26 protein-coding genes and 1 pseudogene are annotated in these 25515 nt (G+C 66.9%); 14 read left to right on the top strand and 13 right to left on the bottom strand.

The window, feature by feature from the left end; genetic code table 11:
- Nucleotides 1–106: 106 nt before the first annotated feature.
- Entirely contained in the window at nt 107–946 is an 840-nt protein-coding gene (locus F579_RS0111865; RefSeq protein WP_019024907.1) for an outer membrane protein assembly factor BamD, read from the bottom strand.
- A gap of 98 nt (nt 947–1044) precedes the next feature.
- On the opposite strand from F579_RS0111865, the gene rluD reads away from it, so the two are divergent.
- From rluD to F579_RS0111900, 7 genes are all read left to right on the top strand, one after another.
- Nucleotides 1045–2004 carry a 23S rRNA pseudouridine(1911/1915/1917) synthase RluD gene (gene rluD / locus F579_RS0111870; protein WP_019024908.1) on the top strand — a complete coding sequence of 320 codons (960 nt, stop codon included), beginning with the start codon at nt 1045–1047 and terminating at the stop codon, nt 2002–2004.
- Nucleotides 1994–2779, top strand: a complete 786-nt coding sequence (gene pgeF, locus F579_RS0111875; protein ID WP_019024909.1) for a peptidoglycan editing factor PgeF — start codon at nt 1994–1996, stop codon at nt 2777–2779. Before rluD ends, pgeF begins: the two co-directional genes overlap by 11 nt.
- 413 nt (nt 2780–3192) lie before the next feature.
- On the top strand, nt 3193–5775 hold the full coding sequence (clpB, locus tag F579_RS0111880) for an ATP-dependent chaperone ClpB (protein ID WP_019024910.1): 2583 nt from the start codon (nt 3193–3195) through the stop codon (nt 5773–5775).
- A gap of 200 nt (nt 5776–5975) precedes the next feature.
- The gene (locus F579_RS0111885) at nt 5976–7244 is read left to right on the top strand and encodes an alpha/beta fold hydrolase (RefSeq protein ID WP_019024911.1); all 1269 of its coding nucleotides are present in this window, start codon (nt 5976–5978) and stop codon (nt 7242–7244) included.
- Between the two features lie 102 nt (nt 7245–7346).
- Nucleotides 7347–8510: a putative zinc-binding metallopeptidase gene (locus F579_RS0111890; RefSeq protein ID WP_019024912.1), complete on the top strand. Its 1164-nt coding sequence runs from the start codon at nt 7347–7349 to the stop codon at nt 8508–8510.
- A 27-nt stretch (nt 8511–8537) separates the two neighbouring features.
- A complete protein-coding gene (locus F579_RS0111895; RefSeq protein ID WP_019024913.1) occupies nt 8538–10214 on the top strand; it encodes a BCCT family transporter in 1677 nt (558 codons plus the stop codon).
- A 112-nt stretch (nt 10215–10326) separates the two neighbouring features.
- Nucleotides 10327–10614 carry a hypothetical protein gene (locus F579_RS0111900; protein ID WP_017925760.1) on the top strand — a complete coding sequence of 96 codons (288 nt, stop codon included), beginning with the start codon at nt 10327–10329 and terminating at the stop codon, nt 10612–10614.
- Nucleotides 10615–10663: 49 nt separating this feature from the next.
- On the opposite strand, the gene F579_RS0111905 is transcribed toward F579_RS0111900, so the two are convergent.
- From F579_RS0111905 to F579_RS0111930, 6 genes are all read right to left on the bottom strand, one after another.
- Complete coding sequence (locus F579_RS0111905; RefSeq protein ID WP_019024914.1) at nt 10664–11242, bottom strand: hypothetical protein; 579 nt, start codon at nt 11240–11242, stop codon at nt 10664–10666.
- A 107-nt stretch (nt 11243–11349) separates the two neighbouring features.
- On the bottom strand, nt 11350–12348 hold the full coding sequence (locus F579_RS0111910; protein WP_019024915.1) for an NAD(P)H-dependent glycerol-3-phosphate dehydrogenase: 999 nt from the start codon (nt 12346–12348) through the stop codon (nt 11350–11352).
- 16 nt (nt 12349–12364) lie between these two features.
- Nucleotides 12365–12901, bottom strand: coding sequence for a protein-export chaperone SecB (gene secB / locus F579_RS0111915; protein WP_019024916.1), 537 nt, complete (start codon nt 12899–12901; stop codon nt 12365–12367).
- 109 nt (nt 12902–13010) lie between these two features.
- Nucleotides 13011–13289: a glutaredoxin domain-containing protein gene (locus tag F579_RS0111920; RefSeq protein ID WP_019024917.1), complete on the bottom strand. Its 279-nt coding sequence runs from the start codon at nt 13287–13289 to the stop codon at nt 13011–13013.
- On the bottom strand, nt 13289–13717 hold the full coding sequence (locus tag F579_RS0111925) for a rhodanese-like domain-containing protein (RefSeq protein ID WP_017925755.1): 429 nt from the start codon (nt 13715–13717) through the stop codon (nt 13289–13291). The genes F579_RS0111920 and F579_RS0111925 overlap by 1 nt, the downstream gene beginning before the upstream one ends.
- A gap of 28 nt (nt 13718–13745) precedes the next feature.
- Nucleotides 13746–14081 (bottom strand): helix-turn-helix transcriptional regulator, encoded by a 336-nt coding sequence (locus F579_RS0111930; RefSeq protein WP_017925754.1) that lies wholly within the window; start codon nt 14079–14081, stop codon nt 13746–13748.
- A gap of 77 nt (nt 14082–14158) precedes the next feature.
- On the opposite strand from F579_RS0111930, the gene F579_RS0111935 reads away from it, so the two are divergent.
- From F579_RS0111935 to ruvA, 6 genes are all read left to right on the top strand, one after another.
- Nucleotides 14159–15358 carry a peptidoglycan DD-metalloendopeptidase family protein gene (locus F579_RS0111935; RefSeq protein ID WP_038029899.1) on the top strand — a complete coding sequence of 400 codons (1200 nt, stop codon included), beginning with the start codon at nt 14159–14161 and terminating at the stop codon, nt 15356–15358.
- A gap of 141 nt (nt 15359–15499) precedes the next feature.
- The gene (locus tag F579_RS0111940; protein WP_019024919.1) at nt 15500–16786 is read left to right on the top strand and encodes a S41 family peptidase; all 1287 of its coding nucleotides are present in this window, start codon (nt 15500–15502) and stop codon (nt 16784–16786) included.
- A 14-nt stretch (nt 16787–16800) separates the two neighbouring features.
- Nucleotides 16801–17355, top strand: a complete 555-nt coding sequence (locus tag F579_RS0111945) for a DJ-1 family glyoxalase III (RefSeq protein ID WP_019024920.1) — start codon at nt 16801–16803, stop codon at nt 17353–17355.
- A 160-nt stretch (nt 17356–17515) separates the two neighbouring features.
- Nucleotides 17516–18253, top strand: a complete 738-nt coding sequence (locus F579_RS0111950) for a YebC/PmpR family DNA-binding transcriptional regulator (RefSeq protein ID WP_019024921.1) — start codon at nt 17516–17518, stop codon at nt 18251–18253.
- 45 nt (nt 18254–18298) lie between these two features.
- Complete coding sequence (gene ruvC / locus F579_RS0111955; RefSeq protein ID WP_012983383.1) at nt 18299–18814, top strand: crossover junction endodeoxyribonuclease RuvC; 516 nt, start codon at nt 18299–18301, stop codon at nt 18812–18814.
- On the top strand, nt 18811–19416 hold the full coding sequence (ruvA, locus tag F579_RS0111960; protein WP_019024922.1) for a Holliday junction branch migration protein RuvA: 606 nt from the start codon (nt 18811–18813) through the stop codon (nt 19414–19416). Before ruvC ends, ruvA begins: the two co-directional genes overlap by 4 nt.
- A gap of 53 nt (nt 19417–19469) precedes the next feature.
- On the opposite strand, the gene F579_RS0111965 is transcribed toward ruvA, so the two are convergent.
- Nucleotides 19470–19910: a DUF3617 family protein gene (locus F579_RS0111965; RefSeq protein WP_019024923.1), complete on the bottom strand. Its 441-nt coding sequence runs from the start codon at nt 19908–19910 to the stop codon at nt 19470–19472.
- Between the two features lie 118 nt (nt 19911–20028).
- On the opposite strand from F579_RS0111965, the gene F579_RS0111970 reads away from it, so the two are divergent.
- Nucleotides 20029–20988: a matrixin family metalloprotease gene (locus tag F579_RS0111970; RefSeq protein ID WP_038029902.1), complete on the top strand. Its 960-nt coding sequence runs from the start codon at nt 20029–20031 to the stop codon at nt 20986–20988.
- A 34-nt stretch (nt 20989–21022) separates the two neighbouring features.
- On the opposite strand, the gene F579_RS0111975 is transcribed toward F579_RS0111970, so the two are convergent.
- The 5 genes and pseudogenes from F579_RS0111975 to F579_RS0111995 all read right to left on the bottom strand — a co-directional run bounded on the left by F579_RS0111975 (nt 21023) and on the right by F579_RS0111995 (nt 25492).
- Complete coding sequence (locus tag F579_RS0111975; RefSeq protein ID WP_019024925.1) at nt 21023–22321, bottom strand: OmpP1/FadL family transporter; 1299 nt, start codon at nt 22319–22321, stop codon at nt 21023–21025.
- A 164-nt stretch (nt 22322–22485) separates the two neighbouring features.
- A complete protein-coding gene (locus F579_RS0111980; RefSeq protein ID WP_019024926.1) occupies nt 22486–22674 on the bottom strand; it encodes a DUF3185 family protein in 189 nt (62 codons plus the stop codon).
- A 24-nt stretch (nt 22675–22698) separates the two neighbouring features.
- On the bottom strand, nt 22699–22956 hold the full coding sequence (locus F579_RS0111985) for a GlsB/YeaQ/YmgE family stress response membrane protein (RefSeq protein ID WP_012983377.1): 258 nt from the start codon (nt 22954–22956) through the stop codon (nt 22699–22701).
- Between the two features lie 63 nt (nt 22957–23019).
- Nucleotides 23020–25095: pseudogene (recG, locus tag F579_RS0111990) on the bottom strand (ATP-dependent DNA helicase RecG); the annotation flags it as partial.
- Between the two features lie 7 nt (nt 25096–25102).
- Nucleotides 25103–25492, bottom strand: a complete 390-nt coding sequence (locus tag F579_RS0111995) for a RidA family protein (RefSeq protein WP_018862000.1) — start codon at nt 25490–25492, stop codon at nt 25103–25105.
- Nucleotides 25493–25515 lie beyond the last annotated feature (23 nt).

A 25515-nucleotide genomic window follows, 5' to 3' on the forward strand; every position in this document is an offset into this window, starting at 1 on the left:
CCCCGGATTCAGGCCTGCGGGTTCAGGAAACCGGTTGCCGCGTCGCCTTCGGTACCTCGCAATGACAGTTTGATTGCGAAGCCGGGGGAGTACGGATGCTCCCCGGTCAGTTCGTGAAGAACGGCAGGCGGTCGAACACGCGCCACAGGCCGCCGCGCTGCTCGCGGGTTTCGATCGGTTCGCCGGCACGTACCGCGGCGGCCGCGTCGGGGTAGTTCAGCTCCAGCACCATCATCGTCGCGTCGGCGTAATCCTCGAGCCCCAGTTCGGTATAGGCACGCCACAGCACCCCCAGGGCCTGTGGCTGGACCTCGGCACCGGGGTAGGTGGCCAGCAGGTGACGCGCGCGCTCGGCGCCCGCGACCCAGGCGGTGCGCTCCATGTAGAACTCGGCCACGCGCAGTTCGTAGGCCGCCAGCGCATTGCGGATATAGACCATCCGCAGGTAGGAGTCCTGCGCGTAGCGGCTGTCGGGGAATTCTCGGATCAGGCGGTCGAAATCCTGGAAGGCCTGCTCGAAGGGCTCCGGGTCCATCTCTGCCGGATCCCGCGGGAACAGGTTGGCGAGGAAGCCCTGCTGGCGGTTGAAGTTGATCAGCCCGCGCAGGTAGTACGCATAATCCAGGTTCGGGTGGCGCGGATTGAGCTGGATGAAGCGGTCCACCGCGGCGATGGCGGCCTCCGGCTCGCGCGCCTTGTAGTAGGCGTACGGGATCTCGATCTGCGCCTGCTGGGCGTAGCGGCCGAACGGGTAGCGCGCCTCGAGTTTTTCGTAGTATTCGACGGCCTGATCGTAGTTCCCCTCGTTCAGGGCGTTCTTCGCCTCGCCGTAGAGCTGACTGGCGGACCAGCCCAGCGTCGGGTCCTCGCGTCCGGCACAACCGGCAATAACAAGTGCCAGGAGCAGGACGGCGAGCAGGCGCAGCAGGTTTGGAGCAGAAATCACGATGGGGCCTCGCAGATGAAGCGGTGTCCGCGGATTCTACAACATCATGCCGTGCCTGGCCGTTCGCGGGTGCGGGAAAATCGAGACGAGTATCGCCAATGAACGAACCGCGATCTGCGGAACTCCCCGAGGAAGAAGCCGGCCAGCGACTGGATGCCGCGCTGGCGCGGCTGTTCCCCGACTATTCACGCAGCCAGCTGACCCAGTGGCTGAAGGATGGGGCCCTGACCGTGAACGGTGGCCAGCCGAAACCGCGCACGCCGGTGCAGGGCGGCGAGCATGTCGTGCTGGAGCCCCCGGAGGCCCCGGTCCTGGAGGCCGAACCCGAGCCCATTGCGCTGGATATCGTCCATGAGGACCCCGCCATGCTGGTGATCAACAAGCCGGCAGGGCTGGTCGTGCACCCGGCGGCGGGACATCGGGCCGGCACCCTGGTGAATGCCCTGCTGCACCATGATCCGAACCTCTCCCGGCTGCCGCGCGCCGGGGTGGTGCACCGGCTGGACAAGGACACCACCGGGCTGATGGTGGTCGCGCGTACGCCGCAGGCGCAGACCGCGCTGGTGCGCCAGTTGCAGGAGCGTACGGTGCACCGCGAGTACCGGGCACTGGTGCAGGGTCGCGTGATCAGCGGTGCCACCATCGAAGAGCCGATCGGCCGCCATCCGGTGGATCGCAAGCGCCAGGCGGTCACGGGCGGTGGCAAGCCGGCGGTGACCCACTACCGGGTGGCGGAGCGTTTCCCGGCTCATACCCTGCTGAATGTGCGTCTGGAGACCGGGCGCACCCACCAGATCCGCGTGCACATGGCGCACATTCGACACCCGATCGTGGGTGACCCCGCCTATGGGGGACGCCCGCGCCCGGTGCGTGGCATGGGCGAGGCGGCGAAGGGGGCGCTCACGGCCTTTCGCCGCCAGGCCCTGCATGCGGCACGGCTGGAATTCGAGCATCCTGACAGTGGCGAAGTGCTCGCCTTCGAGGCCCCCGTGCCCGAGGATTTCGAGGCGCTGCTCGCCGCCCTGCGTACCGACCGGGAGACCGAGAATGACCGCTGAACTGATCCCCACGCTCGCGCCGGACTTCGGCGACCTTCCGTCGGGTGTCTGGGCGGTACAGAGCACCCGCGAGGGGGGCGTGAGCACGGGCCCCTGGCACTCGCTGAATCTCGCCCTGCATACCGGCGATGACCCCGAACATGTAGCCGAGAACCGCTACCGCCTGGAACACAGCCTGGGGATCGCGGAGCCCGTCGCCTGGCCGCGTCAGGTCCACGGCACGCGCGTCATCCGTGCCGAGGATCTGCTGGAAGCGTGGGAGCAGGACGAGGTACTCGAAGCCGATGCGGTATTCACCGACGTCCCTGGTGTGATCTGTGCCGTGCAGACAGCCGACTGCCTGCCCGTCGTACTGGCGACCGACGATGGCGGGGCGGTGGCCGTGGCCCATGCCGGTTGGCGCGGGCTGGCCGACGGGGTGCTCGAAGCGGCCGTCGAGGCCCTGCGCATCACGCGTCCCGAGGCGGAGATCCGCGCCTGGATGGGGGCGGCCATCGGGCCGGAGGCCTTCGAGGTCGGGCCAGAGGTGCGCGATACCTTCCTCGATCACGATGTCGAGGCCGCGCCCGCCTTCCGCCCCGGCCCGACCGGGCATTTGCACGCGGACATCTACGCGCTGGCCCGGCATCGTCTGGAACGTGTCGATGTCGTGCATGTGGCGGGCGGCGGGCGCTGCACCTATTCGGAGGCCGGGCGGTTCTACTCCTACCGCCGGGACGGCGAGACCGGGCGCATGGGGACGCTGGCCTGGATCGGGCATCTGGACGAGGATTGAAGATACCCGACTGGGCAGCCTCTGATTTCGGCGTTTAGGGAAACACTGATTAATGTACGCGCTCGCGTTGGTGCCCCAGGTTTTCCGAGACAAGGCGCGGTGCGCAGCCGGTAGTGGTTCTACCGGCAAGGACCGCAACGCAGGATCGGAGAACATGGGGCACCAACCCCACAAACCATTCAATGCAGGGGCTCGGCCGCCCGTTTTCGATCAACAACGGGCGCGGGAACGGCGTTGCGGCTCCTTTGTGCAGAATGACTGCACGGCAGTCGCCGCGCCTTGTTCGCACGCAAAAGCGACTCGAGCGCGAGCGTGTACATTAATCAGTGTTTCCCTAACCTTGAAGCGACGGGCATTGCCCCCATCGTTCGTGTCAGTTCATACAGGTTTGACCGAGGGGTTTCCCAATGCGAATGGATCGCCTGACCACCAAGTTCCAGTCCGCGATCGCCGATGCGCAGTCACTTGCCGTTGGCCGCGACCACCAGTTCATCGAACCGTCTCACCTGCTGCTGGCCCTGCTGGACCAGGATGGCGGTACCGTGCGCCACGTGCTCGACCGCGCGGGCGTCAATGTGCGCCAGCTGCGCTCGGCGCTGGGCGAGGCACTGGATCGCATGCCCCGCGTCGAGGGCGCGGCTGGCGAGGTCCATGTCTCCAATGACCTGGGCCGTCTGCTGAATGTCTGCGACAAGCTGGCCCAGCAGAACAAGGACCAGTACATCTCCAGCGAGCTGTTCCTGCTCGCCGCCGTTGACGAGAAGGGCGGCGTGGGCGAGATGCTGCGCCATGCCGGTGCCAACAAGGACGCGCTGGACAAGGCCATCCACGACATCCGTGGCGGCAACCAGGTGGACAACCCGGATGCCGAGGAGAGCCGCCAGGCGCTGGAGAAATACACCACCGACCTGACCGAGCGCGCCGAGCAGGGCAAGCTGGATCCGGTGATCGGGCGTGACGAGGAGATCCGCCGCTCGATCCAGGTGCTGCAGCGTCGCACCAAGAACAACCCGGTGCTGATCGGCGAGCCGGGGGTCGGCAAGACCGCGATCGTCGAGGGCCTGGCGCAGCGCATCATCAACGGCGAGGTGCCCGAGGGGCTCAAGGACAAGCGCGTGCTCGCGCTGGACCTGGGGGCGCTGCTGGCCGGGGCCAAGTACCGCGGCGACTTCGAGGAGCGGCTGAAGTCCGTGCTCAAGGAGCTCTCGCAGGAAGAGGGTCGCGTGATCCTGTTCATCGACGAGATCCATACGCTTGTAGGCGCCGGCAAGGCCGAGGGCGCGATGGACGCCGGCAATATGCTCAAGCCGGCGCTGGCGCGCGGCGAGCTGCACTGCATCGGCGCGACCACGCTGGATGAATACCGCCAGAACATCGAAAAGGACGCCGCGCTGGAGCGCCGTTTCCAGAAGGTGCTGGTCGACGAGCCCAGCCAGGAGGACACCATCGCCATCCTGCGCGGACTGAAGGAGCGCTACGAGGTCCACCACGGTATCGAGATCACCGACCCGGCGATCGTCGCCGCCGCGCAGCTGTCGCAGCGCTACATCACCGACCGCCAGCTGCCGGACAAGGCGATCGACCTGATCGACGAGGCGGCCAGTCGCATCAAGATGGAGATCGATTCCAAGCCCGAGTCCATGGATCGCCTGGAGCGCCGCCTGATCCAGCTGAAGATCGAGCGCGAGGCGCTGAAGAAGGAATCCGACGACGCCTCGAAGAAGCGTCTCGACACGCTGGAGGGCGAGATCGAGCGTCTGGAGCGCGAGTACTCCGATCTGGAAGAGGTGTGGAAGTCCGAGAAGGCCTCGGTCTCCGGCGCCGCGCAACTGAAGGAAGAACTGGAACGAGCCCGCATGGAGCTGGAGACGGCCCGCCGTGCCGGGGATCTATCGCGCATGTCGGAGCTGCAGTACGGACGGATCCCGGACCTGGAGAAGTCCCTGGCCATGGCCCACGAGATGGAGAGCCAGGAGACCAAGCTGCTGCGCACCAAGGTGACCGACGAAGAGGTCGCCGAGGTCGTCTCGCGCTGGACCGGCATCCCGGTCTCCAAGATGCTGGAGGGCGAGAAGGACAAGCTGCTGCGCATGGAGGAGGCGATCGGCGCCCGCGTAGTCGGCCAGTCCGAGGCGGTCAATGCCGTGGCCAATGCCATCCGTCGCTCGCGGGCGGGTCTGTCCGACCCGAATCGCCCGAACGGTTCGTTCCTGTTCCTCGGCCCGACCGGCGTGGGCAAGACCGAGCTAACCAAGGCGCTGGCCGGGTTCCTGTTCGACACCGAAGAGGCGATGGTGCGCATCGACATGTCCGAGTTCATGGAGAAGCACTCCGTGGCGCGGCTGATCGGGGCGCCCCCGGGCTACGTCGGCTACGAGGAGGGCGGCTACCTGACCGAGGCCGTGCGGCGCAAGCCGTACTCCGTGATCCTGCTCGACGAGGTCGAGAAGGCGCACCCGGATGTGTTCAATGTGCTGCTGCAGGTGCTGGATGACGGGCGCCTGACCGACGGGCACGGCCGCACCGTGGACTTCCGCAACACGGTGATCGTGATGACCTCCAACCTGGGCTCGCAGCAGATCCAGGAGATGGCTGGCGAGGAGAACTACGCGGCGATGAAGGCCGCGGTGATGGAGATCGTCGGGCAGCACTTCCGCCCCGAGTTCATCAACCGTGTGGACGACGTGGTGGTGTTCCATCCGCTGGAGCGCGAACAGATCCGCGCGATCGCCGACATCCAGCTGCAGTACCTGCGCAAGCGTCTGGAAGAGCGCGATCTGGGGCTGACCATCACCGACGCGGCGCTGGACCACCTGGGCGCCGCGGGCTTCGACCCGGTCTACGGGGCGCGTCCGCTCAAGCGGGCGATCCAGACCCAGCTGGAAAACCCGCTGGCGCAGTCGCTGCTGGCCGGCGAGTTCGGTCCCGGCGACACCATCGAGGTGGACATGGCCGGCGAGCATCTGACGTTCACCCGCGCCGCGGCGGCCGCCTGATCCTGCCCGTTTCGTTCCGCAACCGACAAGGCCCGCCTAGTGCGGGCCTTTTTTGTTGGTAGCACGCAGGGCGGCGGGCCCCGTAACGGTGGGTAACAAGAGGCGATCTGGTGCATGCGCCGCTATCCTGAGAGGGACAGGTGGGCGGCGAGACGCAAGAGCCGCTTGTTGGACTGATCCGGGCGGGCAGGAAGGCGGACATGGACGGAGCAAGGATTGCCGCACTGGTGCTGGCGGCGTGGTGGCTGACGGGCTGCGGGCTGTGGGATGCGCGCGGACAGATGCAGATGATGGGCCAGGCCTGCACGATCGCCGGAACCGTGGTGGCGGATGACGAGGTCCCGGGGCCGTATGTGGTCGCGGTATTCCGCGCGCCGATGGAGGAGGGTTCGGTGCCGGAACCGATGGACCATGTCGTGAGCGCCGGTGGTGGCGAGTGGTTCTTCGGCCTGGCGCCGGGGCGTTACCAGATCCTGGCCTTTGCCGACCCCGAGCGTGACGGGCGCCACGAGGCGGGGGCCCCGGTGTACCTGGCCAACGAGGGTGGGGTGCTGGAGTGCCCCGCGGGTACGCGTTTTGGCGATCTGGAGATCCGGATCGAGGGTGAAGAGGTCGCCGCCCATGCGATCGCGTTGTCGCCCGAGCGCGAACGGGGCGACGATGGCGGCCCGCTAAGCGTCGGGGGCGTCACGGTGTTCGGGGAGGTGACCACGCTGGATGATCCCCGCTTCGACGACGATGTGGCGCGCGGGAGCCAGTGGCGGCCGCTGGATTTCATGCTGGCCGGTTATGCCGGGATCTATTTTCTCGAGCCCTACGACCCCGACCGTATCCCGGTGCTGTTCGTGCATGGCATGAACGGTTCGCCACGGGGGTTCGCCGAACTGATTGACCACCTCGATCGCGAGCGTTACCAGGCTTGGCTGTACTACTACCCGTCCGGGCTGCCCCTGCAATCCGTCGCGGCACACCTGGCACAGACCCTGGAAGAGCTGGAGCTGCGCTATGACGTGGAGTCCCTGCCGGTTGTGGCGCACAGCATGGGTGGCCTGGTGGCGAAGGGCTTTTTGCACGAGCGCGAGCGGCGCGCCGCGCCGGCCCGGATCCCGCGCATGATTGCGCTGTCCACCCCCTGGCACGGGCATGCCGCCGCGCAGTCGGGGGTGGATCGCTCGCCGGTGGTGATCCCGGTCTGGCGCGACATGGCGCCCGGCAGCGAGTACCAGCGCCGACTGTTCGAGTCGGAGCTGTCGGGGAAGACGGAGCTGCACCTGCTGTTCAGCTTTCGCCGCCCGGACAGCGGTGGGCGTGCGGGGACGGACGGGGTGGTCACCCTGTCGACCATGCTCTACCCCCCGATACAGGGGATGGCGAGCAGTATTTACGGCGTGAATACCACGCATGCGGGCATTCTGACAGACCCGCTCGCGCTGAAACGAGTGCAGATGCTGCTCGAACCAGACCCCTGAGAAGGCCTTGAGGGCAGTCGCATGCGCGACGCATGCAGCAGTTTTGGCGTAGGCTGAAAGGCGTGCCACGAATCGCGGCGGCACGCTTTCCGGGAGGTCGCAATGCAGCTGTTCGAGTGTGAAGGCTGCGGTAGTGTCATTTATTTCGACAATACCTACTGCAATGGTTGTGGACGGCGGCTGGGCTTTCTGCCCGACCGCCTGGAACTGTCTGCGCTGGAAATGGCCGGGGATGCGCTGGACGCCTCGGGGCAGCCGATCCCGGGCGGGTTGTGGCAGGTTGCGGGTGATCCGGATGGGCCAGTCTATCGCCAGTGCCGCCACTATGCGGTGGACGCGGTCTGCAACTGGATGGTGCGCCACGACGACCCGGAAACCTACTGCCGCGCCTGCCGGTTGAACCGCACCATCCCCGATCTGACAGTGCCCGGCAATGCGCGCCTGTGGGAGCGACTGGAGACGGAGAAACGGCGGCTGGTATACAGCCTGCTGCGCCTGGGGCTTCCGGTCGTCTCCAAGCAGACGGACTCCGCCGGCCTGGCATTCAACTTTCTGGCCGATCCGAACCCCGATTTCCACGAGGGCGGAGGCGTGGTGACCGGGCATGCGAATGGTGTGATCACCCTGAACATCGCCGAGGCGGATCCGGCCGTGCGCGAAAGCATGCGCGAGGCGATGGCCGAGCCCTATCGCACGATCCTGGGGCACTTTCGCCACGAGTCGGCGCATTACTACTGGGATCGCCTGATCCGTGACACGCGCTGGCACGAGCCGTTCCGCGAATGCTTTGGGGATGAGCGGGCCGATTATGATGCGGCTTTGCGCCAGCACTATGAGCAGGGGCCGCCGAGTGATTGGCAAGACCACTTTGTATCGGCCTATGCCAGCTCCCATCCCTGGGAGGACTGGGCCGAGACCTGGGCGCATTACCTGCACATCGTGGATGCCCTGGACACCGCCGCTGCCTACGGCATGGATGTTGCCCCGAGCGTGGGAGCGGCCGCGAGGCTGGGCCCGCAGGGCGGTCAGTCACACTTCAATGCCTATGCCACGGATGACCCCGATGCGCTGGTGGCGCACTGGCTACCGCTGGCGGCGGCCCTGAACAGCCTCAACCGCAGCATGGGGCATGCCCATGTCTATCCATTCGTACTGACCCCGGAGGCGATCGCCAAGCTGCGTTTCGTGCACCGGGTGATTCAGGATTTCCGCACGGGTAATCGTTCCGCCGGCGAGCGGGAACTGTTGCAGGCTCATCGCGTCTGACGGCCCAGCCTTTCACGGAGGAAGCGGATGTACAACGTCGCGACCCGAGGCCCGTTCAAGGGGCTGAACCCGCGCGTAGCGCCGATCGCATTGATGCTGGTGGTGATGATCGCGCTGTTCGCGATCTACCGTACCGAGCAGCTCGAGCAGGCCGTCTTTGATGCCCGCGATTTCCTGACACCCTTTCTCGAGTGGTACTACGTCGTCGCGATGGCCTTTTTCCTGGTCATCGTGATCTGGCTGGGGGTCGGACGCTACAAGGACGTGCGCCTGGGGCGCGACGACGAGGTGCCGGAGTTCACCACGCTCTCCTGGCTGGCGATGCTGTTTGCCGCCGGCATGGGCGTGGGCCTCCTGTTCTGGGCGGTGGCCGAGCCGCTCAGTCACTACGGGGGCAACCCGTTCCTGCTGGACAATGGCGAGACGGCCGAGGCCGCCGACATGTCCATGGTGCTGACCTATTTTCACTGGGGTTTGAACGCCTGGGCGGTGTTCGCCCTGCTGGCGCTCATCCTTGCCTATTTCGGCTTTCGCAAGGGGCAACCGCTGGCGCTGCGCTCCGCGCTGCATCCGCTGATCGGGAAATACAGCCACGGCTGGCCCGGCGACATCGTTGATCTGCTGGCCATCCTCGCCACGGTGTTCGGGATCGCGACCACCCTGGGGCTGGGCATTCAGCAGCTGGATACCGGGCTGGTGCACACCCTGGGGATTTCCGGCGGCGAAAACGGGCAGCTGTTCCTGGCGGCACTGCTCACGGTGATCGCGATTGTCTCGGTCATTACCGGCGTCCAGGTCGGTGTGCAGCGGGTCTCGCAGGCCAATATGTGGTTGAGCGTGGCCCTGATGGGCCTGCTGCTGATCTGGGGGCCGACCCAGTATCTGCTGGCGCTGTTCGTGCAGTCCTCCGGCAGCTACCTGCAGAACCTGCTGGGGCTGTCGCTGTACACCCACGCCCACCAGACGGACCCCTGGCACTCCGACTGGACGGTGTTCTACTGGGGCTGGTGGCTGGCCTGGGCCCCGTTTGTCGGGCTGTTTATTGCGCGCATCTCGCGCGGTCGCACGCTGCGCGAGTTCGTCCTGGGCGTGCTGCTGGTGCCCACGGTGATCACCTTTTTCTGGCTGGCGATGCTCGGTGGTACCGCGCTGCATGCCGAGGTCGAGGGGATTGCGGATATTGCCGACAAGGTCTCCGAGGACCTGACCATGGCCACCTTCGCGACCATGGATACGCTGGAACCCTGGCTGGTGGCCAAGGTCGGTGGCGGGCTGATCACAATCCTGATTGCGACCTACCTGCTGACCTCCGCCAACGCCGGGATCGTCGTGATCAATACCCTGCTGGCCCACGGTTCCACAGAGCACCGCAAGCGGCATCTGACCATCTGGGGTGCGCTGATCGGCCTGATCACTGCGGTGCTGCTACTGGCGGGTGGGCTCGAGGTCCTGCAAAGCGCGGTTATTCTTGCGGCCCTGCCGTTTTCGCTGGTGATCCTGATGATGATCGTGGGGCTGATCCGGGGACTGGAGCAGGAGCGCTGGGCACCGCGTCCGGGCGAGAGGACGATTCTGCCCAGCGAGCCCTGGCAGGTGCCGGCAGATCGCATGCACGAGGACTACGACACCGAGGATGATGCCCCCGAATCCGGCCCGGACGACGACAATCCGGAAGATCGGGAACCACCGCCGCGGCCGTGGTGAGGATCGGACGCTGCGCCGGTCGTGGCGGAAAGTCCCGCCGGCTTTGCGTTCACTTTTGGACGCGGCGGCCTTGCCTTAGCCTGTGCACACATTTGATAACCGAGAGAGCATCATGAGCGACGACACCCTGCAGCTGTCCGGCGACCTGATCCAGAAGATCCAGGACGTGCTGGTCGAGACCGATCCCAAGGCCCAGCAGCCCATCGTGGCCGTGCAGTATCTGAGCGCGATCACCGGTTTTCTGGTGGCGCAGATGCCGGAGTCGGTGAACGAGCGCAAGGAGTATCTGAAACAGCTCTCGCAGTTCACCGAGTCGGTGTTCGTGGATATGGAGAGCCGCAAGCAGGCCGCCCCGCCGCCGCAGGAGGCCAGTGGCGTCTGGCGCCCGGGCGATAACTAAAGTCCGTTTGTGCCCGCCTGAGTGCGGGCATGAAGCCGGAGGCTGGGGCTCAGTCGTCCCCGGCCTCGTCCTTCTTGCGTGAGCGCATCTGGCGCAGCATGGCCTCCTGCTCGTTGAAGCTTGGCATGCGCCGCTTGCCGCCCACGTCGCGATCGCGCTCATTCGCCCCGGCGGGACCCGGGTGCCCGGCGCGCTCGCCTTCCTTGATCGACTGGTATTCAGTCAGTTCGCGCTGGGCGTCCTCGTCGCTGGTGTAGCGGCCGCGATAATCCTGCGGCGGCTTGTGCCCCTTGCGCAGGAACACCTGCTTGCGCAGTTCCTTGTTGTAGTCGGTCACGCGGCGGTCGATCCAGATCAGATCAAACGCCGCCCAGGCGGCGATGGCACCCGCCGGGATCAGCCACCACCAGCCAGCCATAAGCCAGGCCGTGATCAGAATTGCCGCGCTCAGGCCGATGTAGCCGGCGCCCCCCAGGGGCTCACGCAGATAGAAGCGGTGCAGTCCCAGCGGAAACAGGACCCAGGCGATGTAGGCGGGCGGGCGCGCGCGCATCTCGGCCGCGAGTTTCGCGTTGATCGCTTGCAGGCCGCCGCCCTCGAGATCCAGTTCCTTCCACGCCTTGCGCATGGATGCCTCCCAGCTGTTAGCGTTTGATCCCACGGTAACGAACCGCGCGGGCGGGTGCGATTGCGCGGGTTCGGCTCGGGGTTACCGGGCGCTGCGGCCGTGTTTCCTTAAGCGGTGGGGTTCTCGTGTGCCGGGTCGCGCTCCAGCAGGCGGCGTGCGGCCTCGCGCACGGGGCGACCCTGATAGAGCACGGCGTGGACCTCCGCACAGATGGGCATGTCCACCGACAGGGTCTTGGCGCGGGCGTTGATTTGCCGCGCGGTCTCCACGCCCTCGACCGACTGGCCGATACGGGCACGAGCTGTCTCCAAGTCATAGCCCTGGCCCAGCAGACGGCCCAGGCGGCGGTTGCGCGACTGGTCATCGGTACAAGTGAGGATCAAGTCGCCCAGCCCGGACAGCCCGGTCAGGGTGCCCGGCTGGGCACCGACCGCCTCGCCCAGGCGCTGCATCTCGGCCAGTCCCCGCGTCATCAGTGCCGCACGGGCGTTGGCGCCGTAGCCGGCGCCGTCGGCGATCCCGGTCGCGACGGCGAGCACGTTCTTCAATGCGCCACCGAGCTCCACGCCGATCACGTCGGGATTGCGATAGATGCGCAGGGCCTCGCCATGCAGGGCCCCGGCCAGCCGGTCCAGGCTGCGCTCGCTCTGCGAGGCCGCCGTCAGCGCGGTGGGCTGGCCGCGGGCCACCTCTGCGGCGAAGGACGGCCCGGAGATCAGTGCGGGCGGGAAGCCGTCACCCAGTTCTTCCTCGGCGATCTCGTGCAGCCAGGCCCCGCTGGAGGTCTCGAGCCCCTTGGTGGCCCAGGCGACCGTCTGGCCTTCACGCAGGCGCGGCTGCATCCAGCGCAGGGTCTCGCGAAAGGCCCCGGACGGCACCGCGATCAGCACCAGGTCCACATCGTCGATTACGCCAGGGTCGGCGCTGATGGACAGGTTTTCCGGGAAGGGGATGCCGGGCAGGTAGCGGGCGTTCTCGCGCTCGCGGCTCAGCCGCTCGGCGACCTCGTCCTTGCGGCCCCAGAGCACGACGTCCTGGTGCAGGCGCGCGGCATGGATCGCCAGCGCGGTGCCCCAGGAGCCGCCACCCAGGAGTGCGATACGCACGGGTGCGAGTCCCGGATCAGGCCTGGGAGGTCGACTCCGGCGCGTCCGCCTGCGCGTCGCCGGACGCCTTTTTCTGGTCTTCCAGGTGTTGCTGGTACAGCGCCTCGAAGTTGACCGGCTGCAGCAGCAACTGCGGGAAGCCGCCCTTGAGTACCAGGTCCGCAACCGTTTCGCGGGCGAACGGGAACAGCAGGTTCGGGCAGTAGGAGCCCAGCAGCTGGTTGAGCTGGTCGCGGGGGAAGCCGCGGACGATGAACACACCGGCCTGGTTGATTTCGACCAGGTAGGCGGTCTTGCCGTTGGACTCGGTGGTCACGGTCAGTTTCAGCTCGACCTCGAACACGCCCTCTTCTTCGCGAATCGGGCGGGCGTTGGTGTTCAGCTGAATGTTGGTGTCGCCCTTCCACTCGTTCAGAAAGATCTCGGGGGCATCCGGCGACTCGAACGAGATGTCCTTGATGAACACCTTCTGGATGGAGAAGCCGGGGTTGTCCTGGGAGTTGCCCTGCGCGCCCGCGCTGTTACCGCTGGTGTTGGAGGTTTCTTCAGCCATGATGTTGTTCCGAGTCGTGGAGAATGGGATTGGTGTGCGGGAATCGTAAAGGAATGTGGCGCCGGATAGGAGTCAAGAGGCGGGTGAGTTTTCCCGTCGTCCTGGGGGTTCAGGCGTCGCTGGTGCGCGCGATGCCGGCCGCTTCGGCCATCCGGTGCAGTTCACCGGAGCGATCCAGCGCCTGCAGCTCGTCGTATCCGCCGATATGGGTGTCACCCAGGAAGATCTGTGGCACCGAGCTGCGACCGGCCCGCTGTTCCATGTCCGCACGCGCCCCGGGTTCGCGATCCACCGGGTGGTCGTCGAAGGGGTAACCGTGGTGGATCAGCAGCCGGCGGGCCAGCAGGCAGAACGGGCAGCGGACCGTGCCATAGACCTCGAAGCGCATTACTTCTTCTTGATCGGCATGCCCGCGGATTGCCAGGCCTGGATGCCGCCCTGGAGGTTCACGACATCCTGGAAACCCGCGGCGGTCAGCTGCGAGGCGGCCATCGCGGAGCGGTTGCCGCTACGGCAGTACACCACCACGGGCTTGTCCTTGTACTTGGCGATGTCGTCCATGCGCTTTTGCAGGCTGCCCACCGGGATGTGCTTGGCCCCACCAATGCGGCCGGAGGCGATCTCGTTGTCCTCGCGCACGTCCAGCACCAGGCTGTCGTCCTGATTGATCACGCGCACGGCCTCGTTCGGCGAAAGGGTGCGGTACTTGCGGGTCAGTCGGCGGAACTCGGTGAACAGAATCATCCCGACAACCGCCAGCAGGGCACCGGTCAGGATCGGGTGATTGGACAGGAATTCAGGGAGTCTTTCGAGCATTCAGGCCGCCGCGTCGGTCAGGGAGATGTCAGGAGCTGCAGAAAACGTCCTGCATCATACCGATCAGGCGCAGCGTGCGGGAGTCCCCCACTCGGTAGTAGACACGGTTCGCATCCTTGCGGGTCGCCAGGATGCCCTTGTCGCGCAGGATGCCCAGGTGCTGCGAAATGTTGCTCTGCGAAGTCCCGACCTGATCGACGATTTCCTGTACGCTGATCTCGCGATCGCCGAGAATGCAGAGGATCTTGAGCCGCAGGGGGTGGGACATGGCCTTGAGCGAGCGCGAGGCCCGCTCGATGTCCTCGTCCTGGGACATCAGTTCTTCTTCGACCATCTTTTCTTCTTCGACCGCTTCGTTGCTCACGGCATGCCTCTTTATTGTTTTGCGAAACAGCAAGCCCGTAACCGGGTGAGAATATAAGTACCTAAACGTACCCCGATATGCGAATTTGCGCAATCTTGACTTCCCGATACCCCTTACTGCTTGTTCTGGCGGCATTTTTGCTGGTACCCGCGGGCAGCCTCTCGGCGTTTGAGCCGGAGGCCGAGCTGGAGGAGACGCTGGAGGCGATCCGTGACCTGGAGCGCAGCCAGGAGGAGCGCCACGCGGCGCTCGAACGCCTGGAGGATGAGCTCGCGCGCGCGGCGCGAGGCAGCAGCGAGTCGCGGCGCGAATTGCGCGAGCTGGAGGCCCAGCGCGCGCAGCAGTCCGAGGTGATCGCCGAGCACGAGGCGCGCGTTGAACAGGAAGAAGAGCGGCTGCGCGAGGAACGCGTGCAGGCGGGGCGCCTGCTGCGCGACCAGTGGCAGCGCGACCGGCACCCGGGGCGCGTTCCGGGAACCGGGGGCGAGGGCGAGCTGAGCCGGTTGCACCCGGAGATCGCCGCGCGCCTGCGGGAGGCGCGGGCCGAGGCGCTGGTCGCCCTGGGGGAGCAGCTTGAAGTGCTGCGCGCCGCCCGCGACGACCTGGAACGCGAGCAGGCGGTACTGGCCGAACAGGAGGCGGCGCTGCGCGAGGTGGTGGCGGATCTCGAACGCGAGGAGGAACGGCAGCGTGCGGCGATGGAGGAACTGGAACGGGCGATCGAGGACGAGGCACTGGAGCTGGCACGGCTGGAACGTAACGCGGAGACCCTGGAGGATCTGATTCGCGAGGTGGAGCGCGATGCGGCGGAACGCGAAGAGCGTGCCGCGCGGGGCGATCCTCCACCCGAGCGTGCGCCGGTTCGTTCCGACGTCGACTTTGCCGACCTCCAGGGCGAGCTGCCCAGGCCGGCGGACGGCTCGGTCGTCCGGCGTTTCAACGAGCCGCGCGGCAGCCGTCTGCAGTCACGCTGGCGGGGGACCGTGCTGGAGGTCGACAACGGCGAGTCCGTGCACGCCGTCCATTTTGGTCGTGTGGTCTATGCCGACTGGATGCAGGGCTACGGTTTTCTGGTGATTCTCGACCACGGGAACGGCTACCTGACGCTGTACAGCAACCTGGAGGAGATCCTGGTCGCCGAGGGCGAGGAGGTCGAGGGCGGCACGCGGATGGCCCTGGCCGGCGCCGGGCGCGAAGCGATCGCGCCGGGACTCTACTTCGAGATTCGGCGAAATGGCGATCCGTTGAACCCTGAGGACTGGTGGCTATCTCAATGACGAGCGTCACGAAATAATCGTGACCATGTTTGAAGGATTTGTCGGGCGAAAACAGCAGACGCAGTCGGGCGTTCAGGCATGGGTCAGATTCCCGGTGCTACCATCGACACGGTAAATACCTCCGTTTCTAGAGGATCGGTAATGAAGAAGTCTTGTCGCACCGGGTACGCCCTGGTGGTGGGTTTGGTGGTTGGTGTCATGCTCAGCGTGTCGGTGGCGGTGTATGCCGATCGCGAGAATGGCGCACAGAATGCCTTGCCGGTGGAGGACCTGCAGCGGTTTACCGAGGTGTATATGCGCATCAAGCGCAATTACGTCACCGAGGTGGACGACAAGGAGCTGCTGGACAACGCCATCCAGGGGATGCTCTCCGGGCTGGACCCGCATTCGGCCTATCTCGACGAGCAGGACTTCGAGGACATGCAGGTCGGGACCTCCGGCGAGTTTGGTGGTCTGGGCATCGAGGTCGGCATGGAGGATGGCTTCGTCAAGGTCATTGCCCCGATCGATGACACCCCGGCGAGCAAGGCCGGCATCGAGGCGGGTGATCTGATCATTCGCCTGGACGGTGAATCCGTGCAGGGCATGACGCTGTCCGATGCCGTCTCCAAGATGCGCGGCGAGAAGGGCACCGACATTACCCTGACCATCGTCCGCGAGGGCGAGGACCAGCCGAAGGAGATCACGCTGACGCGCGACCGTATCCAGGTCCAGAGCGTGCGCTCCGAGATCCTCGAAGACGGGTATGGCTACCTGCGTATCAGCAACTTCCAGCAGCGCACCGCGCGTGACGTCGTGCGAGCCGTCGAAGAGCTGAAGGAAGAGGGTGATCTGCGCGGCCTGGTGCTGGATCTGCGCAACAACCCGGGCGGCATTCTGAATGGCGCGGTGGGTGTGTCCGATGCCTTCCTGGAGGAAGGGCTGATCGTTTATACCGAAGGTCGGCTGGAGGACTCGCAGTTCCGCTACCAGGCCTCGCCGGGTGATGTGCTTGGCGGCGCCCCGATGGTGGTACTGGTGAACCGGGGTTCGGCCTCGGCCTCCGAGATCGTGGCTGGTGCCCTGCAGGATCACAAGCGTGCAGTGGTCATGGGCCAGAACACCTTTGGCAAGGGTTCGGTGCAGACGATCCTGCCGCTGACCGAGAACACCGGTATCAAGCTGACCACGGCGCGTTACTTCACGCCGGACGGCCGCAACATCGAGAAAGAGGGCGTCGAGCCCGATATCCGGCTGGAGAACCTGACGGTCTCGCGCGCCGATGACGGCAATGGGCGCGATGCCCAGGTGCGCATGCAGCAGGAGTTGCAGGGCGAGGACGTGCCGGAGGACGATGACGACAATGGCGAGAGCCTGGCCGAGCGCGATTACGGTCTGAGCGAGGCCCTGAATCTGCTCAAAGGGCTGAACATCTACAGTCAGCGCTGATTGGGGGTGTGGCCATGACGGAGGAAACACCACGTGTCCTGGTGCCGCTGGCGGCCGGGGCCGAGGAACTGGAGGCCGTCACTATCATCGATCTGTTGCGCCGCGCGCGCTTCGAGGTCACGGTCGCGGGGCTCGAACAGGGCCCCGTGCGCTGTTCCCGCGGGACGGTGATCCAGCCCGATACCATGCTGGATGCAATTCAGGACGATGCCTTCGACCTGATCGTGTTGCCCGGTGGTCTGCCGGGGGCCGATCACCTGCGCGACGATCCACGTGTACAGGCAATGCTGCGGGCACAGGCCGAGCGCGACGGCTGGCTGGGTGCGATCTGTGCCGGGCCCAAGGCTCTGGCACAGGCGGGGGTGCTGGAAGGTCGTCGGGTGACCTCGTTTACCGGGGCGCTGGACGAATCGGGCATCCCCTCTACCGGGGGGCTGGTCGAGGTCGACGGGCGCATCATCACCGGACGTGGTCCGGGGGCGGCGATGGACTTTGCCCTGGCCCTGATCGAGCAGCTGGCCGGGCGCGAGGCCCGCGAGGCCGTCGAGGGGCCGTTGCTGCGTCCTTAGAAAGACAGACCTTTCCTGCTCCCGTGCAAGCCCTGCGCGGCTCCATCCAGCGTCACTTCGCATCCTGGCATGAACCCGACGGCCCCAGTCGATTAGACTGTGCGGGTCTCGCGGTCGCCTGGCCGCGCCCTACGAACCCAACCCAAGGAGTCGTGACCGAATGGCAGGCCACAGCAAGTGGGCGAACATCCAGCATCGCAAGAACGCCCAGGACGCCAAGCGCGGCAAACTCTTTACCAAGCTGATCCGCGAGATCACCGTCGCTGCCCGGCAGGGCGGGTCCGACCCCGAGACCAATCCGCGCCTGCGCCTGGCGATCGACAAGGCACTCGGCGCCAACATGACACGGGATACCATCGAGCGCGCGGCCAAGCGCGGCGCTGGCGAGACCGACGGGGCCGCAATGGAGGAGATCCGCTACGAGGGCTATGGCCCGGGCGGCGCGGCGATCCTGGTCGACTGCATGACCGACAATCGCAACCGGACGGTGGCCGAGGTGCGTCACGCCTTCTCCAAGATGGGTGGCAACCTGGGGACCGATGGCTCGGTGGCCTACCTGTTCCAGAACAAGGGCGTGATTCGTTTTGCGCCGGGGCTGGACGACGAGACGGTCATGGAAGCCGCGCTGGAGGGTGGGGCCGAGGACGTGCAGGTCGAGGACGACGGCGCGATCGAGGTGATTACCGAGCCCGATACCTATCAGGACGTGCGCCAGGCCCTGCTGGACCGGGGACTGGAGCCGGAGGGCTCGGAGGTCACCTGGCGCCCGGAGACCCTGTCGCCACTCGATGACGAGACCGCCGAGTCCGTGCTGAAACTCCTGGAGATGCTGGACGACCTGGACGACGTGCAGAACGTTTTTACCAACGCCGATTTCCCGGAAGGCGTGGGGCAGTGATGCCACGCTTCTGCACGCTGTAATTCGAGCCTCCCTGGATAAGCGATGCGGATCCTTGGTATCGACCCCGGTTCGCGGATCACTGGCTTTGCGGTGATCGAGTACGCCAAGGGCCAGGGCCGTTCCCGCGGCCATGGTGTGATCCGGCCCAGATCCAAGGGGTTTCCCGAGCGCCTGGGCGAGATCTTCGCCGGCGTGGTCGAGGTGATCGGCGAACTCAAGCCCGACGTGCTGGCGATCGAAACGGTATTCGTCGCCCGCAATGCGCAGTCGGCGATCAAGCTGGGGCACGCCCGGGGGGCCGCCATCTGCGCGGCGACTCAGGCCGGGCTCCCGGTACATGAATATGCCCCGCGTGCGATCAAGATGGCCGTGGTCGGCGTGGGCAGCGCGGACAAGGAGCAGGTCCAGCACATGATGCAGCAACTGTTACGTCTGACCGAACCGGCCAGCAGCGATGCCGCCGATGCCCTGGCCGTCGCGCTGTGCCATGCCCATACCGCCCAGCACCAGGCGCGTCTGGCAGGCGCCGCCTCGGCCGTGATTGGGGGGCGCCCATGATTGCCCGGCTGGAGGGGACGCTGATCAGCCGCGAGGTGAATGGCGTGGTGATCGATGCGGGGGGTGTGGGCTACGAGGTCGAGGTCCCGCTCTCCACGCTGGCGGCCCTGCCGGAGCCGGGCGCGACCGTGGTCCTGACCACGCACCTCGTGGTACGTGAGGATGCGCACCAGCTGTTCGGGTTCATGCACAAGCGCGACCGCGATCTGTTCCGGCGCCTGATCCGAGTCAACGGGATCGGGGCCAAACTCGCGCTGGCGATGCTCTCGACCTATGCAGGTGACGAACTGGCCGGCCTGATCAGCGGCGGTGACGTGACCGGGCTGGCCAAGGTCCCGGGGATCGGCAAGCGCACGGCTGAACGCGTGGTGCTGGAGCTGGGTGAGCGCCTGGCCGAGATGGGATTCGCGGCCACGCCGGGTGTCGCCGGTGCCGGGGCCGATGCCCCGGCCGCCGCGATGGACGGCGAGGCTCTGGCAGCGCTCGAGTCACTGGGTTATCCGCGCGCCAGCGCGGAGAAGATGGTCGCCGCCGTGCGCGATCAGGCCGATTCGGTGGAGACTCTGGTGCGCCTGGCACTGCGCGCGACTGTCAGGCGCTGAGAATCCCGGCCCGGTAGTACCCGGGCCGTCGGATACTGCCGAGAGGCGTTTCCCTAGCAGTCGCCGATGCGTTGGCCTTCAACGGTGATCCGCACGGACATGGGGCCCATCGGCGAGTCGATCTCGCTGGTCATCTCGCCCTCTGCTCGATCCCCCATGAACTGCATCGACCCCTGCATGTCCATGCTGGTGCCGTCGGGATCGGTGCAGGTCATGGTGTAGTCCACGCCGTCCGCGCGCATGTCCATGCTGTCCACGCTGCAGCCCTCCGGTGCCTCGATCATCTCCTCGCCGCGCGCGAGGTCGTCCTCGGTTACGCACTCGGTGTAGGTCTCGGTCTGCTCCGGCATCTGGTGTGCGCCTTCCATGGTGGTGGTGTTGGTGTACTCCCACTCGCCCGGCTGGATGTTCGGTGTTTCGGCCTGGGCCATCAGTGGCAGGAACGCGAATGGGACGGCGGCCAGCAGGCCGTAAAGGCTGGAACGAGGCATCATGATGGGCTCTCCCTGCGAAATGTGTGGCGTTCATGGTGCCTCGGCGCCTGCAGGGGAGCAAATTGGCGAATGCCGCTGATTGGTGGCATGTTGCGGTTGGGGATCTCGGAGGGAATGCATGGCCATACCGTTATGGGTGCTGGGCGGTGCGGGTGCCGTGGTGCTGGGCGGGGCCGTGCTGCTGGACGGCGATCCGCGCGATTTCCTGGTGGGCGGGGGGCATCCGGCCGCGCCCGGCTGTGCGATTCCGGTGGAAATGCATCTGGGCGAGATCGACCCGCGTTTCGAGCTGGAGCCCGACGAAGTGCGCCGCGCACTCGATGCCGCGGTGGCGATGTGGGAGACCCATACCGAAGAACGACTGTTCACCGCGCGCGACGGTGAGGGGATGGCCGTGCGGCTGGTATTCGACGAGCGTCAGGCCGACGCCATGGCGCGGGACCGCTCCCGCGCGCAGCTGGATCAGGCGCAGGAGGATATCGACGATGCCCGGGAGCGCCTGGATCGCCATCGCTCGGCGCTGAACGCCGACGTCGAGCTGTACGAACGCAGCGTGCGCGGGTTCGACGATCGCCGTCGTGCGCATGAAGGCCGGATCGCCGACTGGAATGCGGGTCGCGGGGAGCGCAGTGCGCAGGCCCGCGAGCGTCTGGAACGGGAAGCGCGAGAGCTGCGCGAGGAGCACGAACGACTGGAAGAGCGCCGCCGCGGGCTGGAGGATCGCCGGTCGGATCTGAACGCGGCCGGTCGCGAACTGGAACGCGAGATCGCCGCCTTCAATGAACAGGTCGAGCAGTACAACCGGGCAGCGGCCGCGGGCAGTGGTTTTGACATGGCGATCTACCATCAGCAGGGCAACCGTCGCAGCATCACGGTCTACAAGGCGAGCGACTTTGACGAGTTGCGCCTGACGCTGGCACACGAGCTGGGCCATGCCCTGGGGATCGGGCACGTCGATGACCCCGCCGCGGTCATGCACGCGGAGCTGGGCCCGGCGAACGCGGGCCGCGAGGACCTGGCTGCGGCGGATCGAGCGGCGCTGGTGGAGTCGTGCGGGGTGGAGCTGGTGACGCCGTGAAGGGCCGGGGCGCGATCCCTCGCCCCGGCAGGCATCAGAAGCGGTAGCGCAACCCGGCCGACAGGACGTGCACATCGCCGCGCGTGCGCCCGCGGGTCTCGGTGGTTACCCCGACATCCGCAAACTCCGATTCGAGCTCGATGGACTCGCTGCTGACGTCGATATAGGCATAGCCGAAGTCGAAGCTGAAGCGATCACTGGCGCGGTAGCTGGCGCCGACCGTGTACCAGATGCGATCGCCATCCGGTGTGCGCGTGCTGCGAAAGCCGTCGCGGGTTGGCGTGCGGTCGTACTGGATGCCGGCACGCAGCGTCCACTGCGGGTTGGCCTGGTATTCGGCGCCCAGCGCGATGGCATAGCTGTCGCGATAGTTCTGCTCCACCGTCTGGATGGAACTGCTACCGCTGCGTACATCGATCTCGTCGAAGTTCGACCAGCGAAACCAGGTGTACTGCACAAGCCCGGTCCAGCGCGCATCGAACTCGTGCGACAGGGCGACACTTGCGACATCCGGCAGTTTGAGCCGGGCCTGGGCGGACATCGTCGTGCTCTCGCCTAGCCCCTGCGGTGGGGTCACCGTCGCCGTACCACGCAGGTTCTGGCTCACTCCGTGGCGGTAGTGCAGGCCCAGCCGGGTCGCGTCGGTCAGGTCGGCCTGCAGGCCCAGGTTGAAACCGACATCCCAGCTGTCGCCCTCCAGCTTGAACTCGCCATCGGTGTCCGGATCGGGGCCCGCGGGCGAGGGGATGGCGCTGCGCAGCGTGGCGTTCGCGTAGTGGAGGTCCAGACCGCCGCCGATGGAGACACGCTCGCTCAGCTCGAAGGCGATCGAAGGGTGCAGATTGATCACCTTCAGATCGGTGTCGGTGGAGTCGTAGCGGCCAAAGAAGTCGTCGTCGTAGTCGTTGGCCAGGCCATAGGGTGCGGTCAGCCCCACGCCCAGCCACAGGCGCTCGCCGTAGCGCTCGGCCCAGTAGAGGTTCGGGATGGGGGTCGGATCGTACGGGTTGCCGCCGTTGCCACCGTCGGTGGGCTGTTCACCGAAGGCGCCGGTGGCCGATGAGCCCTGGTCGCTCATGCGTGTGCGCGGCATCAGCAGGTGCACGTTGGCCTGAAACTCGCCGCTTTCCAGGCGCGTCATGCCGGCGGGGTTGAAGTAGATGGTGCTGGCATCATTGGCGGCGGCGGCCTCGCCGGCGTAGGCCCGGCCAAGGCCCGTGACGCCCTGTTCCTGGATGTAGAACCCCGCCGCGAGCAGGGTGGTCGGCGCGGCGAACATGGCGCCGGCGACGGCGACACAGAGCGCCAGTCGGCGCGTGGAATGGTGCGTCATGCGGTCCCCCTGGTCTTGTTATGGGCGGGGCAGGGCCTGGCCCCTGTCCCGGGGTGACCGCCTGCTCCCGGTTCGGACCCTACCGGGTCGGACGATATTCGCCAACCTTTTTGCCGTGTCCGAGAATGACAAATGTCATGCTCGGAGGGGTGACTGCGGGGGGATCAGACCAGGAGGGCGAGCCCCACGACCGCGGCGGTGACGCCCCCGATCAGCAGGGCAAGCGTGCGCCGGGTGAAGCGGCCGAAGAACAGGCGGGCTGCCCGTTCACGCAGGCCAAAGCTGTCCTGCAGCCCGACGATGGCCGCGATCAGGCCACCGACCAGCAGGACAATGCCGAGGATCTGGATCATCGCGTCTCCCTCCATGCGGTTTGTCTACCACTTGCGTGGTGCGATCAGGCGCAGTAGCGCCAGCAGCAGGATGGCCCCGACGGTGGCCGCCACCAGCGTGCCGATGAGGCCGGCCGTCGGGACTCCCAGCTGGGTGAACAGCCAGCCGCCCAGCACCGCCCCGATGACCCCGATCACGATGTTCAGCAGGATGCCCTGACCGGCGCCGTGGACCAGCAATCCCGCGAGCCAGCCGGCGATGCCGCCGATCAGCAGCAGCAATAACAGTGATTCAACGGGCATTGAGTGCTCCTTTGCTCTCTTGTCTGATGGATGACCGGGGCGGGTGTTCCGTGCGGCCCTGATTCAGCCGACGGTGGCATAGCGCGTGGCGCTGCCCAGCCAGCGCTCGATCAGGGCCGCGGCGCGCGGCGGATCCTCGCGCACGCGCAGGGCCAGCTCCGTGGCCTCCTCCAGCAGGTCCTGATCGCGTGACCAGTCGGCCACGCGGAAGCTGCGGTCGCCCGTCTGGCGTGTGCCCAGCAGCTCCCCGGGGCCGCGCAGCCGCAGGTCGACCTCCGCGATCTCGAAGCCATCGTCGGTGCGGCGCATCGCCTCCAGGCGTTCTCGGGCGGTTTCGCCCAGCGGCGGGCGGTAGAGCAGCACGCAGGCGGAGGCGGTGTTGCCGCGCCCGACACGGCCACGCAACTGGTGCAGCTGCGACAGCCCCATGCGTTCGGCATTCTCGATGATCATCAGGCTCGCATTGGGGACATCCACGCCGACCTCGATCACCGTGGTGGCGACCAGCAGATCGAGCGCGCCGGCACGAAAGCGTTCCATCACCGTATCGCGTTCGGGCCCCTTCATGCGCCCGTGGGCCAGCCCGATGCTCAGCTCCGGCAGCGCCTCGCGCAGGCGCTCGGCGGTCGCCTCGGCAGACTCCGCCTCCAGTTGTTCGGATTCCTCCACCAGCGGGCAGACCCAGTAGGCCTGGGTGCCGGAGCCGCAGGCGGCACGGATGCGCTCGATCACCTCGTCGCGGCGCTCGTGGCTGATCAGTGCAGTGCGCACGGGTGTGCGCCCCGGCGGGCGTTCGTCGATGACCGAGCTGTCCAGGTCGGCGTACAGGGCCATGGCCAGGGTGCGCGGGATCGGTGTCGCGGTCATGATCAGCTGATGCGGCATCTGCCCGTTGCCCTTGTCGCGCAGGGCCATGCGCTGGTGCACGCCAAAGCGGTGCTGCTCGTCGATGATCGCCAGCCCCAGGCGGTGGAAGCGGACCTCCTCCTGGAACAGGGCGTGGGTGCCGATCGCGACCTGGCGCTGGCCACTGGCCAGTTCCGAAAGCAACTGGCCCCGCTCGCTGGCGCCCTGGCGTCCCCCCAGCCACGCCACCGACACACCCAGCGGTTCCAGCCACTGGGCGAGGTTGCGCCCGTGCTGACGGGCGAGCAGCTCGGTGGGGGCCATGAAGGCGACCTGATGGCCGGCCTCCACTGCTGCGAGGGCGGCCGCGACCGCGACCAGGGTCTTGCCGGAGCCGACGTCGCCCTGCACCAGCCGGTTCATCGGGATCGGGCGGGCCAGGTCGTCGCGCACCTCGTGGATCACGCGGTCCTGTGCGCCGGTGGGTTCGAACGGGAGTTGGTCGCGCAGTTGTTGCCACAGTGCGCCCTCGGGGCGGATGACCGGCGCGCGGCGCGTATCCTGCGGGGTGCGGCTTTGTTCCATGCGGGCGAGCTGGTGCGCGGTCAGCTCCTCCAGTGCCAGGCGGGTGCGCGCGGGCCCGCGCTGCTCGGCGGTGTCCAGTGCGTCCAGGGCCTCGGCCCGCGCCGGGGGGTGGTGCAACTGCTGCAGGGCCGTGTGCAGCCCGGGTAGCTGGCGTTCGTTCAGTTCCGGGAGCAGGTCGGGCAGTTGCCCGGTCGTCGGCAGGACCTCGGTGACCAGCTGACGCAGGAGCTTCTGCGAGATGCCCTCGGTGGTCGGGTAGATCGGGGTGAGGTGGGTTTCCAGGGTGGGCGGTTTCGTGCCCACCACCTGGAGTTCCGGGTGCACGCACTCCATTGCGCCGGGCATGCCGCGCGGTTCGCCAAAGGCGCGAATGCGCGTGCCCGGGCTCAGGCGGCGTTGCTGACCACTGCCGAAATGGAAGAATCGCAGCAGGATGGACGCGCCGTCCTCTTCCAGCGTGACCACCAGCATGCGTCGGCGGCGATGGACGACCTCGGCATGGGTAACCCGGCCCTCGAACAGGGCGGGGAGTCCCGGGCGCAGGGCGCGGATCGGGGTCAGCCGGGTGCGGTCCTCGAAGCGCAGCGGCAGGTGCAGGAGCAGGTCCCGCGCCTGTTCCAGGCCCAGGCGGGCCAGGCGCTCGGCCACCGCGGGGCCGACGCCCTTGAACCCCGTCAGCGGTGCCTGCAGGTCCACCGCGGTCGCCGCGCGCGGATCAGCCGCGCGGGCACCAGGCGATGGCGTCCATCTCCACCTGGGCGCCCTTGGGCAGGGCGGCCACGCCGATCGCGGCGCGCGCCGGGTACGGCTCGGCAAAGACCTCGCTCATGATCTTGTTGACCAGCGGGAAGTGGGTCAGGTCGATCAGGAAGATGTTCAGCTTGGCGATGTCGGAGAAATCCGCATCGGCGGCCTCCAGCACGGCCTTCAGGTTGTCGAACACGCGGCGGATCTGGTCTTCGATGCCGCCGTCGACCAGCTCCATCGTGGCCGGGTCCAGCGGGATCTGGCCGGACAGGTACAGGGTGTCGCCGGCACGCACGGCCTGGGAGTAGGGGCCGATCGCGGCCGGGGCGTTTTCGGTCTGGATGATTTCGCGCGACATGCGGGCTCCTTGGCTCGGGTCGG

The organism is Thioalkalivibrio sp. ALJ21 (assembly GCF_000378605.1).
Lineage (GTDB): Bacteria > Pseudomonadota > Gammaproteobacteria > Ectothiorhodospirales > Ectothiorhodospiraceae > Thioalkalivibrio.

Bases quoted from the DNA above. Each gene is read 5' to 3' on its own strand.
- F579_RS0111890 (WP_019024912.1), top strand. From the start codon at position 7,347: ATGCAGCTGTTCGAGTGTGAAGGCTGCGGTAGTGTCATTTATTTCGAC.
- ruvA (WP_019024922.1), top strand. From the start codon at position 18,811: ATGATTGCCCGGCTGGAGGGGACGCTGATCAGCCGCGAGGTGAATGGC.
- F579_RS0111895 (WP_019024913.1), top strand. From the start codon at position 8,538: ATGTACAACGTCGCGACCCGAGGCCCGTTCAAGGGGCTGAACCCGCGC.
- F579_RS0111980 (WP_019024926.1), bottom strand. From the start codon at position 22,674: ATGATCCAGATCCTCGGCATTGTCCTGCTGGTCGGTGGCCTGATCGCG.
- F579_RS0111905 (WP_019024914.1), bottom strand. From the start codon at position 11,242: ATGCGCAAGGCGTGGAAGGAACTGGATCTCGAGGGCGGCGGCCTGCAA.
- F579_RS0111940 (WP_019024919.1), top strand. From the start codon at position 15,500: ATGAAGAAGTCTTGTCGCACCGGGTACGCCCTGGTGGTGGGTTTGGTG.
- ruvC (WP_012983383.1), top strand. From the start codon at position 18,299: ATGCGGATCCTTGGTATCGACCCCGGTTCGCGGATCACTGGCTTTGCG.
- rluD (WP_019024908.1), top strand. From the start codon at position 1,045: ATGAACGAACCGCGATCTGCGGAACTCCCCGAGGAAGAAGCCGGCCAG.
- clpB (WP_019024910.1), top strand. From the start codon at position 3,193: ATGGATCGCCTGACCACCAAGTTCCAGTCCGCGATCGCCGATGCGCAG.
- pgeF (WP_019024909.1), top strand. From the start codon at position 1,994: ATGACCGCTGAACTGATCCCCACGCTCGCGCCGGACTTCGGCGACCTT.
- F579_RS0111970 (WP_038029902.1), top strand. From the start codon at position 20,029: ATGGCCATACCGTTATGGGTGCTGGGCGGTGCGGGTGCCGTGGTGCTG.
- F579_RS0111925 (WP_017925755.1), bottom strand. From the start codon at position 13,717: ATGCTCGAAAGACTCCCTGAATTCCTGTCCAATCACCCGATCCTGACC.
- secB (WP_019024916.1), bottom strand. From the start codon at position 12,901: ATGGCTGAAGAAACCTCCAACACCAGCGGTAACAGCGCGGGCGCGCAG.
- F579_RS0111920 (WP_019024917.1), bottom strand. From the start codon at position 13,289: ATGCGCTTCGAGGTCTATGGCACGGTCCGCTGCCCGTTCTGCCTGCTG.
- F579_RS0111885 (WP_019024911.1), top strand. From the start codon at position 5,976: ATGGACGGAGCAAGGATTGCCGCACTGGTGCTGGCGGCGTGGTGGCTG.
- F579_RS0111900 (WP_017925760.1), top strand. From the start codon at position 10,327: ATGAGCGACGACACCCTGCAGCTGTCCGGCGACCTGATCCAGAAGATC.
- F579_RS0111985 (WP_012983377.1), bottom strand. From the start codon at position 22,956: ATGCCCGTTGAATCACTGTTATTGCTGCTGCTGATCGGCGGCATCGCC.
- F579_RS0111950 (WP_019024921.1), top strand. From the start codon at position 17,516: ATGGCAGGCCACAGCAAGTGGGCGAACATCCAGCATCGCAAGAACGCC.
- F579_RS0111965 (WP_019024923.1), bottom strand. From the start codon at position 19,910: ATGATGCCTCGTTCCAGCCTTTACGGCCTGCTGGCCGCCGTCCCATTC.
- F579_RS0111995 (WP_018862000.1), bottom strand. From the start codon at position 25,492: ATGTCGCGCGAAATCATCCAGACCGAAAACGCCCCGGCCGCGATCGGC.
- F579_RS0111935 (WP_038029899.1), top strand. From the start codon at position 14,159: ATGCGAATTTGCGCAATCTTGACTTCCCGATACCCCTTACTGCTTGTT.
- F579_RS0111945 (WP_019024920.1), top strand. From the start codon at position 16,801: ATGACGGAGGAAACACCACGTGTCCTGGTGCCGCTGGCGGCCGGGGCC.
- F579_RS0111975 (WP_019024925.1), bottom strand. From the start codon at position 22,321: ATGACGCACCATTCCACGCGCCGACTGGCGCTCTGTGTCGCCGTCGCC.